At 34.7% G+C, this 13,673-nt stretch carries 13 protein-coding genes and 1 riboswitch; of the genes, 10 read left to right on the forward strand and 3 right to left on the reverse strand.

The genetic code is table 11. From position 1 onward, the window contains the following. Positions 1-237 precede the first annotated feature (237 nt). From FC55_RS04250 to xerD, 8 genes are all read left to right on the forward strand, one after another. Positions 238-603: a reductase gene (locus tag FC55_RS04250; protein ID WP_003700315.1), complete on the forward strand. Its 366-nt coding sequence runs from the start codon at positions 238-240 to the stop codon at positions 601-603. Further along, entirely contained in the window at positions 587-1,372 is a 786-nt protein-coding gene (locus tag FC55_RS04255) for a segregation and condensation protein A (protein ID WP_003700313.1), read from the forward strand. Before FC55_RS04250 ends, FC55_RS04255 begins: the two co-directional genes overlap by 17 nt. Further along, the gene (scpB, locus tag FC55_RS04260) at positions 1,362-1,952 is read left to right on the forward strand and encodes an SMC-Scp complex subunit ScpB (RefSeq protein ID WP_003700312.1); all 591 of its coding nucleotides are present in this window, start codon (positions 1,362-1,364) and stop codon (positions 1,950-1,952) included. Before FC55_RS04255 ends, scpB begins: the two co-directional genes overlap by 11 nt. Further along, positions 1,952-2,680, forward strand: coding sequence for a pseudouridine synthase (locus tag FC55_RS04265; RefSeq protein ID WP_003700309.1), 729 nt, complete (start codon positions 1,952-1,954; stop codon positions 2,678-2,680). Before scpB ends, FC55_RS04265 begins: the two co-directional genes overlap by 1 nt. Positions 2,681-2,746: 66 nt before the next feature. After that, positions 2,747-2,873: riboswitch (FMN riboswitch) on the forward strand. 110 nt (positions 2,874-2,983) lie between these two features. Beyond that, on the forward strand, positions 2,984-3,580 hold the full coding sequence (locus FC55_RS04270) for an ECF transporter S component (RefSeq protein ID WP_003700307.1): 597 nt from the start codon (positions 2,984-2,986) through the stop codon (positions 3,578-3,580). Positions 3,581-3,706: 126 nt separating this feature from the next. After that, positions 3,707-4,168, forward strand: coding sequence for a DUF441 domain-containing protein (locus tag FC55_RS04275; protein WP_003700305.1), 462 nt, complete (start codon positions 3,707-3,709; stop codon positions 4,166-4,168). Between the two features lie 14 nt (positions 4,169-4,182). Next, entirely contained in the window at positions 4,183-5,049 is an 867-nt protein-coding gene (locus FC55_RS04280) for a CvfB family protein (RefSeq protein ID WP_035149798.1), read from the forward strand. A 27-nt stretch (positions 5,050-5,076) separates the two neighbouring features. Next, on the forward strand, positions 5,077-5,949 hold the full coding sequence (gene xerD, locus FC55_RS04285; RefSeq protein ID WP_003700300.1) for a site-specific tyrosine recombinase XerD: 873 nt from the start codon (positions 5,077-5,079) through the stop codon (positions 5,947-5,949). Positions 5,950-6,004: 55 nt separating this feature from the next. Here xerD and FC55_RS04290 read toward each other — a convergent pair whose 3' ends face one another. The 3 genes from FC55_RS04290 to nhaC all read right to left on the reverse strand — a co-directional run bounded on the left by FC55_RS04290 (position 6,005) and on the right by nhaC (position 10,547). Beyond that, complete coding sequence (locus FC55_RS04290; RefSeq protein WP_003700299.1) at positions 6,005-8,323, reverse strand: transglycosylase domain-containing protein; 2,319 nt, start codon at positions 8,321-8,323, stop codon at positions 6,005-6,007. Between the two features lie 29 nt (positions 8,324-8,352). Continuing rightward, a complete protein-coding gene (gene recU, locus FC55_RS04295; protein ID WP_003700298.1) occupies positions 8,353-8,994 on the reverse strand; it encodes a Holliday junction resolvase RecU in 642 nt (213 codons plus the stop codon). A 167-nt stretch (positions 8,995-9,161) separates the two neighbouring features. After that, on the reverse strand, positions 9,162-10,547 hold the full coding sequence (nhaC, locus tag FC55_RS04300) for a Na+/H+ antiporter NhaC (RefSeq protein ID WP_003700297.1): 1,386 nt from the start codon (positions 10,545-10,547) through the stop codon (positions 9,162-9,164). 476 nt (positions 10,548-11,023) lie between these two features. Here nhaC and FC55_RS04305 point away from each other — a divergent pair, with 476 nt between their 5' ends. Further along, on the forward strand, positions 11,024-11,575 hold the full coding sequence (locus tag FC55_RS04305) for an SLOG family protein (protein WP_003700296.1): 552 nt from the start codon (positions 11,024-11,026) through the stop codon (positions 11,573-11,575). A gap of 112 nt (positions 11,576-11,687) precedes the next feature. Then, positions 11,688-13,424, forward strand: a complete 1,737-nt coding sequence (ade, locus tag FC55_RS04310; protein ID WP_003700294.1) for an adenine deaminase — start codon at positions 11,688-11,690, stop codon at positions 13,422-13,424. Positions 13,425-13,673 lie beyond the last annotated feature (249 nt).

Genomic DNA, 13,673 nt, shown 5'->3' on the forward strand with positions numbered 1-13,673 from the left:
TGTTTTGAGGAGAAAGTTTGTGGGATTAAATAGGAAAGATTAAAAAATCTATAGCTCTTAACCCTAAATATAAAGCTTTATAAAAATGGTAGATAAAATCACCAAACTCACAACAGGGTGCTTTTTAAATGCTCAAAAATAAAAATTATGTCTATCTGCTTGTGATTGTATGTTGTTTAAAAATATGATAGAGTAGTAACATGTGTAGAGTTCAAGATAAAGGAGGACTCGTTTTCGATGTTATATAAATATAAAAAGGATTATCAAAAAATCGCGATGGGATTGTTGTCCTTTATCGCTGAATTGAAAGATATATCCAGATTACAATCAGAATTAAAATGGTATGATGCCGAAGATAATCGCAATCTTTATCTATGGAAAGACGACAGCAATGATTTTGTTGGGATTGTTGGGATTGAAGAAAATGATGATATTGTGATTGTACGTCATATTACGGTTTCTCCAGCAGTGAGAAATGAAGGTGTAAGTTTTAAGATTCTTGATGATCTCCAAAATTTATATTCAGAAAAGAAAATCATGGGAAACATTGAAACAACTAATTTAATTACAAAGTGGGAAATGAAAAATGGCTCAGGAAAATAAGCAAAACTCACGAACAGCTGAGCATTTAACGTTTAAATTGGATCAGTTTGAAGGTCCTTTAGATTTACTTTTACATTTAATCAAGCAAAATGAAATGGATATTTATGATATTCAGGTTGCAGAAATAACTTCTCAGTATATAGATTACCTTCATCAAATGCAAGATTTAAGGTTAGATATTGCTGGGGAGTATTTAGTTATTGCTGCAACTTTACTAAATATCAAAAGCAAAATGTTATTGCCTGTTGAGCAAGAACAACAAGTTGAAGAAGATTATGTCGATCCACGTGAAGATTTAGTCCAACAATTGGTTTCACACCAACTTTATCAAGAAGTTGCGGCTAAATTTCATGTAATGGAAAAACAACGAATGGAATTGTTTTCCAGAGAACAGGTAGTTAATGAAGATGTAACCTATGAAGTTTCAGAAGGAACAACAATTGATTTACTACAAAAAGCCTTCGCAAAATTGATGGCTCGTAAACAGGTAAAGAAAATCAAGAAGATTAAACGGAAAATTATTCCTGAACGTTATACAATTAAAGAAGAAATTGAAAATATTGAACATACACTCAAAATGCATAAAGGAACGATGAATTTTACTGATTTATTTGATTTTGACGGTGAGGTTGAAGTTGAAAAAGTTGTTACATCTTTTCTAGCATTATTGGAGTTGGTAAGAGTTGGTAGAGTAAGTGCGAGTCAGGAAGAAAATAATGGACCAATTCTAATGACATATGAAGGAAAGGCGGAGGAAGATGCTATCTAATCAAGCAAAAATTGAGAGTTTGCTATTTATTAGTGGAAATGAAGGGATAACATTAACCGAACTTTCTCAGATTACAGGAATTCTAAAACCAGCTTTACATGAGCAGTTGGATAAATTAGCAGATAAGTATAAGCAAGATAGATCCTCAAGTTTGCAACTTATCCATGCGGAGGAAAGATATAAGCTGGTGACCAAACCTGCTTTAGCTGAGTTGGTAAAGAAATACCTAAATAGTAATAACATTACAGAATTAACTGGAGCAGCCTTGGAAACTTTGGCAATTATTGCTTACAAACAACCAATTACTCGTATTGGTGTTGATGAAATTCGAGGTGTACAATCTAGTTCAATGATTCAACGTTTACAACTACTAGAGTTAATTAAAGAAAATGGTCGTTTAGATGCTCCCGGAAGACCAATTCTTTACGTTACAACTGACAAGTTTTTGGATTACTTTGGTTTAGAGAGCCTAGATCAACTTCCAGAACTTGATGAAGAAAAACAAGAAGATGAAGAAATGGATTTAATGACTTTATTTGAACAAACGACAGGTTCAACGGAAGATGAGGAGGAAGAATAATGGCTGAACGATTGCAAAAAGTTATGGCTAATGCTGGTGTAGCTTCACGTCGTGCAAGTGAGAAGCTGATTCAAGAAGGTCGTGTAATGGTTAATGGCGTTGTAGTGACTGAATTGGGAACTAAGGTTGAAAGTGACGACTCAATTTCAGTAGATGGCAAGCTTTTAAAAAAAGACGAAAAGAAAGTTTATTACTTACTTTATAAGCCACGTGGAGTTATTTCAGCAGCTAAAGATAACAAGGGACGTGAAGTTGTAACAGACTACCTAAAAGATGTTCCTGAACGTTTGTATCCAGTAGGACGATTAGATTATGATACTTCTGGATTACTAATCTTAACTAATGATGGTGATTTTGCTAATCAAATGATGCACCCTCGTTATAAAGTAGATAAGACTTATGTTGCTAAAGTTGAAGGACTAATCACACCTGATAGCATTAAGAAGTTACGCAATGGAGTAGTTATAGATGGTAAACCTACTAGCCGTGCTAGAGCTAAAATTATATCACGCGATGCTAAAAAGAATACTTCAATAGTTTCATTAACAATTCATGAAGGACGTTATCATCAAGTTAAGAAAATGTTTGATGCAGTAGGACATAAAGTCCAAAAACTTTCACGAACAACTTATGGTACATTGACACTTGATGGTTTAACTTCAGGTGAATATCGTGAACTTTCACATAATGAAGTACGTGAACTTTTGAAACTTATAAATAATAAGTAAAAAAAGATTGATTACCGCTTACATTTATGATACTATATAGGTGTTGAAAAAAATAATATAAAGTATAGGTGTCTTCAGAGGCAGGGTGAAATTCCCGACCGGCGGTTAAAGTCCGAGAGCTGCTATTGTATGTAGTGGTTGAACTGGTTTGATTCCAGTACCGACAGTATAGTCTGGATAAAAGAAGATGAGCGATTATCAAGTAAATGAAATAACAAAGCTCTGTTGATTCCTTAGTCAACAGAGCTTTTTACTTGTAATTACTCTGGTACTTGTGAAGGGACCTCGAGTGGAGGTTTTACTATGAGAAATGTTTCAATTAAAAGATATGCAATAATTGCATGTCTCGCCGCTATTTCATATTTACTAATGTTTATTTCATTCGCAGTTATCCCAATTGTGCCATATATGAAAGTAGACTTTGCGGATATTCCAATTTTATTAGGATTCTTCGTATTAGGTATTAGTGGCGGTATTGAAATCGCAGTATTGAGATCAGTTCTATACTTTTTGATTACCGGTCCATCAATCGCAAGTTTGATTGGAGTTGGAACTAATTTATTGGCTACATTAACAATTTGCTTGCCAATGTATTATATCTTACATGAAAAGCATGACTTGAAGAGATACATTATTGCGATTGTTGTATCAACTATCTCATTGACATTCTGGTTATCTATAGGTAACTGGTTAGTGATTACACCATTATACATGGCAGTATTAGGTATGAAATTAACTTTACCTTTAAGTCAATTAGTGTTATATGGAGTATTGCCATTTAATCTTATTAAAGGTGTAATTGTTGGGACAGTCTTCGTACTAGTTTACGCAAAGATTCATGTATGGTTGGATAACAAAGCAAACGAATTTCTTGCTGAAACAAAAACAAAATCAATCTAGAAAATGAATGTAGAGTCGTTAGGCATTTGTCTAGCGACTTTTTTACTTGGAAATAGACCTTAACTATAATTAAACTTATATTTATGGTAAACTAGGTTGTACTAATAGATTCGGAGTGATTATATTTTGGAAAGTTGGATATTTCTAGGGCTAATTTTATTGATTGCGTATCTGGGAAAGAATTCCTCGCTATTAATTGCCGGAGCAGTAGTAATGGTAATTAAACTATTCCCATTTTTATCGCAAAAATTATTTCCAGTTATTCAAGCGAAAGGTATTAACTGGGGTGTAACAGTTATTTCAGTTGCAATTCTAATTCCAATCGCTACTGGACAAATTCAATTTAAAGACTTAATTAACGCAATGAAAACTCCAGCTGGTTGGATTGCAGTTATTTGTGGAATTTTAGTAGCAATTTTATCCAAACACGGAGTTAACTTGCTATCATCAACTCCACAGGTAACAGTAGCTTTAGTAATTGGAACAATCATTGGAGTAGTATTTTTAAAGGGTGTAGCAGCTGGGCCAGTTATTGCAGCCGGAATTACATATTATTTAGTTACACTGCTGAATTTGAGTTTTAGCTAATTATGGAGGAAAAAATGTTAAAAAATATCTTAGGTAGAGAAATTATTGCGAAGGTAACAGATTTTAATGATAAATATATCTTTGCACAAGTAGAAGGTTTAACTTTTAGAATGGCACGTGATGAGCTTTTAAAAGCACCTAAAATTAATTCATCATTGAAAGGTTTTGCTTATATCAATGATAATCATCAATTACAGTTGACTAAAAAGGTTCCTAAAGTTCAAGTTGGTAGGTATGCTTGGGGAACAGTCGTTAGCAGCCGTAAGGACTTAGGTGTATTTGTTGATATAGGTTTACCTAATAAAGATATCGTAGTATCAATTGATGATTTACCAGAGTTACCACAATTATGGCCACAAAAAGGTGATAAATTGATGATTGGACTAGCAATTGATGCTAAAGATAGAATGTGGGGTAAATTGGCTACCCCTGAAATGTTTCAAACTATCAGTGGAATGGCCAAGAAGAACATGCAAAACAAGAATGTAACAGCTACAGTCTATCGTTTGAAATTAGTAGGAACTTTTGTAATAACAGATGACTACTACTTAGGCTTTATTCATCCATCTGAACGAGAAGTTGAACCACGTTTAGGTGAAGTTGTTAAAGCCCGTGTAATTGGAGTAAAGGATGATGGTACATTGAACCTCTCTACACGTCCACGAGCATATGAAGCAATTAGCGATGATTCACAAATGATATTGATGGCCTTACAACACACATCGGCTAAGCAATTACCATTTACAGACAAATCATCGCCAGACGAAATCAAGGCCTACTTCGGTATTAGTAAAGGTCAATTTAAACGTGCAGTTGGTCATTTAATGAAAGCAGGTCTAGTTAAACAAGCAGATGGATTTTTGATTTTAAATAAAAATTAGAGGTGAATAGCGATTAATAATATTTTAATGGACTATTTGCATTATTTAAAAGTTGAGCGTGGCTTATCAGAGAATACGATTAATAGTTATGGAATTGATCTCAAATTGTTTTTAGAGTATTTAAGGGAAAATGAAATTCCATCTTTTAAGCAAGTGAATAAAGAGGTTATCGTCAACTATATGCAAGCTGAGAAGAATAACAATAAAGCTAATTCCAGTATTTTACGTAGTGTTAGCAGTTTAAGAAAGTTTTTTCAGTATTTAGCGCAAGAAAAAATTATTGAAAAAGACCCAATGTTGTTAATTGATACACCAAAGAAGAAACAACATTTACCCCAAGTGCTAACTAAAGAAGAAGTTGAAAAGTTATTGCATTCACCTAATACGGGTCAGGTTTTAGGTTTAAGGGATCGGGCGATGTTGGAATTGATGTATGCGACTGGTCTACGAATCAGTGAAATTATCAACTTAAAACTTGAAGATTTGCATTTAACAATGGGGACACTTCAAACGTTAGGTAAGGGGCATAAAGAACGAATTGTTCCAGTAGGTGATGAGGCAATTAAATGGGTTAATCGTTATTTAGAAGAAGCTCGACCTAAATTATTGAAGCAAAAGCGTAGTAATTACTTGTTTTTGAACTTTCATGGGAATAACTTAACGCGTCAGGGTGTATGGAAAAATTTGAAGGCAGAAGTAAGAAAAGCTGGAATTCAAAAAAATATAACACCACATACCTTGCGTCATTCATTTGCGACTCATATTTTAGAAAATGGGGCAGATTTAAGAATTGTTCAAGAGTTATTAGGGCATGCAGATATTTCAACAACACAGATTTATACGCATCTTTCAAATAAGCAATTGACGGATATTTATAATCGTGCTCATCCTAGAGCATAAAAAAACAGGATTTGAAACTGGAAAATCAGATTTCAAATCCTGTTTTTATTATTAACTAATGTCCGGCTTGGTTACCGCCATTATTTCCAGCTGGTGTTGCTGGAGTGTTGTTGTTTTGTGTATTGTTATTACCACCTGTAGTAGTTGTTGCACTACTATTAGCTGGTGTACTGCTTGCAGTAGAAGTACTGCTTTCGCTAGCATTACTGTTAGAATCACTACCAGAAGACTTTTCATCGCTAGAAGAAGTGCTGCCAGAAGATTCTTTATCACTAGAAGAACTTGAGGAACTAGATGAAGATTCATTGATTCCTGAAGAACTTCCTTTACCAGTGATTGTAGGAGCAGCTGAACCAGCTAGGTAAAGTTCACGTTGGCCATTAATTGTTCTAGAGTAAACATTACTTGGTTTAGTCCAGTCGATATTTGAAACTCCTTGGGATAGGTAAGTCATCAACACTTTATAAATCTGTTGTGCCAGCTTGGAGTTATTCGGAACATAATTACCAGGTTCATACTGGTGATCATATCCAACCCAGACAGAAATGGAATAATGTTTAGTATATCCATCAAACCAAGAATCCATAGCTGCATCAGATGGGAATTGACCACTGACATCAGATGGATAAGCAGTTGTACCAGTTTTACCAGCTTGGTATAAACCAGAAATATTAGCTGCAGTACCAGAACCATTAGAAGAAGTGATAACTTGTTTCAACATATCAGTAATCATGTAAGCAGTTGAGGATTGCATTACACGTTTACCAGAGCTAGAGTAGTCATTTACTTGACCGTCTGCAGTTTCAATCTTATCAATATAAGTTGGTTCATAGTAAGTACCACCGTTAGCAAAAGCAGCATAAGCAGCCGCATTTTGTAATGTTGATGCTGGAAGTCCAATACCATTTTGTAAGGACAAGCCTTTAGTATCATAACCAAGATTACTCAAGAATGACTTAGCTTTAGTCATACCAACTGCTTGTAGAGCTCTAATCGCAGGAACGTTTCGAGATTCAATCAAAGCTTGACGCATGGTAATTGTACCTTTGTAGCGATTATCAAAGTCATATAATTGAGTTGATGTTCCAGGATAGTAGAACTTGGTATCCTTCAAAGCGTGGTAAGTAGCCCAATCTAGATATTCAATTGCTGGTGCGTAATCCATAACAGGCTTAGCTGTCGAACCACTAGAGCGGTCAGTTTGAACAGCACGGTTTAAACCATAAGTTACATCGCCAGTCTTACGTCCACCAATCTGAGCAATAACTTTACCATTATTAGGATCAACAACTGTTGTCGCAACTTGCATAGTATCGTTAGGGAAGGCTACATAGTAGTCAGTATTAACGATGTTATAAAGTTTCTTTTGTGCATCCATATCTAAATTGGTGTAAATCTTTAAGTTTCCAGAATAAGGATCATAGCCTTTTTCCTTAGCTTCAGCAATTACTTCTTTTAGATAGGAGTCAGAAATTTTTGCTTTTTGTGAAGTTGTGCTTTCTTGTTCATGTGTTTGGACAAGACCATCTGTTACATCCTCTTGCTTAGCTTCATTAGCTTGAGCTTGTGAGATCTTTTTATTAGCTACCATTGCATCTAAAACATCATTACGACGTTGAGTAGCTAATTTAGGACTCGAATATGGATTGTAAGTAGAAGGAGCGTTAGGAATACCTGCAATCATTGCAGTTTGTGCTAAATCAAGATTCTTTAATGATTTACCATAATAATACTTGGCTGCAGTTTCCATACCATAAGTGCCATATCCCATGAAAACTTTGTTAACGTAGAAAGTCAAAATTTGTTCCTTGGAATATTCTTTGTCCAATTGCATCGCTAACCAAGCTTCTTGTGACTTACGCTTGAGCGTTTGATCTGACTTCTTAGTTGAGAAGAAAGAAAGCTTGATTAACTGTTGATCTAAAGTACTACCACCTTGTAGACCGGCGGAAGAACCAGTGACGTTTGAAAGGGCAGCAGACACGATACGAACAGGATCAACACCGTGATGCTTATAGAAACGTCTATCTTCAATGGAAACAACAGCATCCTTCAATTGTTGAGGAATGTCTTCCGTCTTTATGTAAGTACGATTCTCATTTCCAAGTGAAGTTATCTTATCACCATTAGCGTCGTAGATAACGGAATTACCGGCACTTGTAAGTTTGTTTTCTGAAAGCTCAGGGGCATTTTTAGCATAAACGAAAAATACCGTAGCTCCAATAACAAAAAGTGCCAAAAGTGCTGTTAAAGCGCCTAAAATAATCTTTTTGACTAAGCCACTATTTTTATTAGGCTTGCGAGGGTTATTTCGACTTTCTTCTTCGCGACGTTTTGCCACACGAGAAAGTCTAGAATTTTCATTACTATCCATTTTTATCTCCTTTAATAAAGTTTAATGAATTATGAATTAGCAATTAATAAGTCTACCCCCTTCAAGAAGGGAATTCTTGGAGAAATTGAGTAATTCAATTTATATCCAAGCTGTTCAATTTCTGCTTTAGGAATTGATTTACGTGACTTATCTTGTTCATCCCAGTACTTAAAAAGTAAATCAGCAGGTAAGATAAATAACTCGTCAGTCTTAGTAAACTTAACAATAGTAAAACAAATTCCTCCTTGCTTCTGGCAGGCTCTCATGTGTTCAACCTGATGTGCATGAAAGTTGCGTAAAGGAAAAGAGGAAATATTAGTTGTTTCTTTAGCTTCAAAGTCGAGATATTTACCCTTATAAACACCGTTGTAGTCTGTTGTCGAAGCTTGCTTAAAGTAGGCTTCTTTAATAACAGCGGCGCTTCTCTTAGGATAATCAACACTAACGATTTGGATTGGTATCGGTTTCTTATGAATGACAGCAATCCCTTGACTCAAATAATATTGATTACTTTCATTGATTTCTTCTTCAAGTGACATCCCACGATTTCCATAAATTGTCTTAGAACGATTGTGATTGATGCTGCGATGATTTACCTTATTAACTAAACTAGGATGATTTTCATTTTTATGATAGTCGTAAGCACGACCATTCGGATAATGGAAAACCATTAATTCATCACGCTCCTATCCAACTAATTATACCAAGCCCGCCATGTATTAGCAAAATAATTATGTGTAACTTAGTTGTAACAAACGTTTAACATAGAGAGATATTTATTACTATAAATGTAAAAAAGATAGGCCCATTATAAGACCTATCTCATGAATAATATTTATTAAGCTTTTTTCTTTACAACATTTACAAATCCCGCTAAGATGCAAAGAACTGTAACTAAGAATGGGAAGATTGCAAATGGAATAAAGTCTAGTGGATTAACGCGTAGGGTGCCGGCGATAAATACACCACTAACACTCCAAGGAACGACAGCATTAATTGCAGCACCGGCATCATTGAGGACACGAGTAAGAGCTGTTCTAGGTAAATTGTGGTGATCAAAAGCTTCTTTAAAGGATTCGCCTGGTAAAATGATTGCAAGGTAATGTTCACCAACTAAAAGGTTAACACCGATACAAGTTAAAGCAGCAGAAATAGTTAAACCAACGATACCTTTGACAGATTCTTCAATCTTAGTGATAATCACACCGATGATGTTGAATTTGATTAAAAGTCCACCTAAAGCTAAAGCAAAAATAATTAATGCAAGTGAAGTAAGCATACTACTAATACCACCTTTTGAAAGAAGAAGGTTGATATTTTTGTTAGGTGTATGAGCAACGAATCCATTCATGATCAATTCAGTAATAGAATTAATGGAGATATTTGGATTATGAATCCAGCCTAGAATAACAGCAGATAAAGCACCTAGTCCTAATGAAGGAATTGCAGGAACTTTAAAGATAGCTAGGATGATCAACAAGATAACAGGTAACATAGTCCATGGTGAGATCCAGAAGTTATTTTGTAATTGATCAAGCATAACATTAATAGCGTGTAAGCTAGCTGGTTTTGGATGTAATCCCATAAGTGTGAAGAATATTAATGAGATAAACCAAGCTGGTAAATCAGTCCAAAGAAGCGATTTGATATGAGTGTAGATGTCAATTTCTCCGGTGCTAGCAGCTAAGTTGGTTGTTCCAGACAATGGTGAAATGTTAGAACCACAGAATGCGCCAGAAACAATTGCACCAGCTGTTAGACCAGGACTAAAGTGTAAAGTTGTACCAATACCGATAAAGGCAATTCCCATAGTAGAAACACTGGTAAATGAACTACCACAAGCAATTCCGACCAAGGTACAAACTAAGAAGACAGTAGGGAGGAAAAATTGAATAGAAATAATTTTAAATCCCCAGAACATAACAGTAGGAATGGTTCCTGAAAAGATCCAAGTAGCAATTAAAACCCCAATTGTTAAGAAAATTACAAGTGGATCAACTCCAGTACGTAAACCAGTACGCATACCGTCAATGATCGTGTCCCAAGTAAATCCACGTAAGCGACCGTAAACCATTAAAACAACAAAAGCGATTAATAATGGTGCTTGTGGTTCTTGATGTTGTCCAATAATTAGGAAACCTAAAATTCCTAGAATAATAGCTAAAACAATAATACTTTCCCCTAAACCTAAAATAGGTTCACTTTTCTTAATTAATTTCTTCATAATAAATTCTCCATTTCTTATAATAAAATATTAATCGTCACTGAAAAAATATTGATAATAATAATCCATACATCATCACTCCTTTTAAACAAAAAGTCCCACGACTGACTAATCAGCCGTGGGACGAAATTCTCGTGGTACCACCCAGTATTTATGCAAACAATTTGCACCTCAATTGCTGTATCGTAAGCAAACGCAATTCTAATTTTGATGGTTGTAATTCATTAGAATACTATGGTTTAACTTGCAGCTACCGTTAACTCTCTTAGCCGGGGAGTATCTAACTACTGGGTTCCATTAGAATTATTAGAGACCTTTAATTTATAACTTAGGTTAATGCATGCAAAAACATTTGTCAACACATTTATTTGCTAAAATTCGAAATTGTTTAAAACTAACTGCTAGTCATATAATGTAAATAACTATATTGTAGAGTATATTTGAACTGATAAAATAATTAGTTGTGAGGTGAAAATATGAATTTATGGGTAACAGGTTATAGGAGCTATGAGTTGGGAGTTTTCGATTCAAAAGATAAAAAGGTAGAAGTAATCAAATATGCATTACAAAAGAAACTCCTTGAAAAACTTGATGAAGGTTTAGAATGGGTTATCACTGGAGCACAGATGGGAATTGAACAGTGGACTTGTGAAGTAGTAGCAGAAATGAAAAAAGAGTATCCAGAGCTTAAATTAGCTATCATGATGCCTTATAGTAAGTTTGCTGGAAATTGGAATGAAGCTAATCAGGAAAGTTTTTCAATACGTTGTTCGCTGGCAGATTTTGTAGGAGAAGTTAGTAAGGAAAAATATAAGAGTCCGATGCAACTTAAAAATTATCAAAACTTTATGTTAGATCATACGGATCAGGCGATGTTAATCTATGATCCTGAACACGAAAGTAAGACAAAGTACGACTATGAAATGATAAAGAAGTATAGCGAACAAGAAGATTATCCATATGATCTAGTGGATATGTATCAGCTCCAAGAATTTGCAGAAATGTATCAAGAAAAAGATAGTTTTTAAAAACGAAAATCACCCTTGTTAGTTCGGTTTTTGTGTAGTATAATCTCAAATAATAATATTTCAAGAGGATATACAGTTAAAATACGAATTATAGAAATGGGTGTTATAAATTTTGGAAAAGCAAAAACTTATTAAATTGATAGATGTCGCTGCAGGTCGTAAAAAAGCTGATTTAGTTTTAAAGAACGCAAAGATTGTAGATGTTTTTCAAGCTAAAATTTTAACAGGAGATATTGCTATTTCTGACGGATACATCGCCGGAATTGGTGAAAGCTATCAAGGTGTAGAAGAACGTAATTACACAGGTAAGTATGTTGCACCAGGTTTCATTGAAGCTCATATTCATATCGAGTCATCCTATGTTTCTCCAGAAGAATTTAGTCGAGTTTTTATTCCAAGAGGAACGACAACCATCTTGGCTGATCCTCATGAAATCGTAAACGTTGCCGGATTAAAAGGTTTAGATTATATGGTAAATGCTGCAAAGAACGCAAAGATGGATATTCGCTACATGATGCCACCATGTGTTCCAGCAACTAATTTTGAAACTTCAGGTGCAGATTTATATGCTGATGATATGGAAGATGCACTAAAGACAGGTGAAGTTGATGGCTTAGCAGAACTAATGAATTTCCCAGGAGTTATTAATGCTGAAGATAAGATGATTGATGAAATTCTTATGGCTAAAAAGTATGGTGCTCGAATTGACGGGCATGCTCCTCAAGTAGTAGGAAAAGACTTAAATGCATATATTGCTGCTGGCCCAGCTAACGACCATGAATGTTCGACTTTAGAGGAAGCTGAAGAACGTTTAGCACGTGGAATGTATCTTTTATTACGTGAAGGTTCAGTTACACAAGATTTACGTAAGCTATTGCCAATTGTTAATACTGCTAATTCACGTCGTTGCTTGCTATCAGGCGATGATGTACAGGCAAAAACAGCGATTAATAAAGGACACTTGGATAATAGTATTAGAATATGTATTGATGAAGGCTTGAATCCAATTACTGCTATTCAAATGGCTACATTAAATCCAGCTGAATACTGTGGCTTGAATGATAGAGGAGCAATTGCACCTGGTCGTCGTGCAGATATGGTCGTTTTTGAAAGTTTAGAAGACTTTGCTGTTAAAGAAACTTATATTTTAGGTGAAAAGTTAAGTCAAGGAAATAAATATTTAGGTGAAGTTAACTACTATCCAATTGATAGTGTTGCATCTTCTATGCATGTTAAGGACTTTACACGCGAAAAACTTCAACTACATTTAAATAGTGACAAAGTTCGTGCAATCGGAGTAGTACCAGGTGAAGTTTTGACAACTGAAGAACATGTGACAGTAAAACGTGATGGCGATGGTAACTTTGTATACAACGATCAAGAAGATGTAACAAAGATTGTTGTTGTTGAACGTCACCAGAACACTGGAAATGTAAATGTGAACCTATTAAGTGGATATGGTATTAAAGCTGGAGCGATCGCAATTTCTATTGGACATGATTCACATAATATTATTGCTACTGGAACTAACGATGATGATATCTTCATGGCTGTTAACGAACTCATTAAGCAAGAAGGTGGGGCAGTCGTAGTTAAAGATGAGAAAGTTATTTCACGTATGGAATTGAAGATTGCAGGATTGATGTGCAATTTACCAGCTGAGAAAATGATTGCGCAACAAGACGCACTTGATGAAGCTGTTCATGAAGAATTAGGTGTACCAGATAATGTTAACCCAGTAATGACTTTGAGTTTCATGCCATTAGCAGTAATTCCAAAGCTAAAGATTACAGATAAAGGATTAGTTGACGTTGAAAAGAATGCTTTTGTTAGCAATGAGTTAGACTAAAATCAAATTATTTTAAAGTAAGCATATAGTTTTTCTCGGTAAAAATTAATTAATAAGAAGCGAGAATTTATAAATATAATTAACGAATCTATGTAAAGAATTAAAACTTTACATAGGTTTATTTTATTGTTCATGTGTAACCGTTTTATCATATAATAGCTATTTACAGATTGCTAACTTATTTATTATGTAGCGTACCTACTACTATTCTTGAATAAAATTATTTGCTGTAAATTTGCAGCTGATGAT

It is taken from the genome of Ligilactobacillus salivarius DSM 20555 = ATCC 11741, from assembly GCF_001435955.1.
Taxonomy (GTDB): domain Bacteria; phylum Bacillota; class Bacilli; order Lactobacillales; family Lactobacillaceae; genus Ligilactobacillus; species Ligilactobacillus salivarius.

Excerpts from the sequence above, each read along its gene's own strand:
- FC55_RS04250 (WP_003700315.1), top strand. The coding sequence starts at position 238 with ATGTTATATAAATATAAAAAGGATTATCAAAAAATCGCGATGGGATTG.
- FC55_RS04255 (WP_003700313.1), top strand. The coding sequence starts at position 587 with ATGGCTCAGGAAAATAAGCAAAACTCACGAACAGCTGAGCATTTAACG.
- scpB (WP_003700312.1), top strand. The coding sequence starts at position 1,362 with ATGCTATCTAATCAAGCAAAAATTGAGAGTTTGCTATTTATTAGTGGA.
- FC55_RS04265 (WP_003700309.1), top strand. The coding sequence starts at position 1,952 with ATGGCTGAACGATTGCAAAAAGTTATGGCTAATGCTGGTGTAGCTTCA.
- FC55_RS04270 (WP_003700307.1), top strand. The coding sequence starts at position 2,984 with ATGAGAAATGTTTCAATTAAAAGATATGCAATAATTGCATGTCTCGCC.
- FC55_RS04280 (WP_035149798.1), top strand. The coding sequence starts at position 4,183 with ATGTTAAAAAATATCTTAGGTAGAGAAATTATTGCGAAGGTAACAGAT.
- xerD (WP_003700300.1), top strand. The coding sequence starts at position 5,077 with ATGGACTATTTGCATTATTTAAAAGTTGAGCGTGGCTTATCAGAGAAT.
- FC55_RS04290 (WP_003700299.1), bottom strand. The coding sequence starts at position 8,323 with ATGGATAGTAATGAAAATTCTAGACTTTCTCGTGTGGCAAAACGTCGC.
- recU (WP_003700298.1), bottom strand. The coding sequence starts at position 8,994 with ATGGTTTTCCATTATCCGAATGGTCGTGCTTACGACTATCATAAAAAT.
- nhaC (WP_003700297.1), bottom strand. The coding sequence starts at position 10,547 with ATGAAGAAATTAATTAAGAAAAGTGAACCTATTTTAGGTTTAGGGGAA.
- FC55_RS04305 (WP_003700296.1), top strand. The coding sequence starts at position 11,024 with ATGAATTTATGGGTAACAGGTTATAGGAGCTATGAGTTGGGAGTTTTC.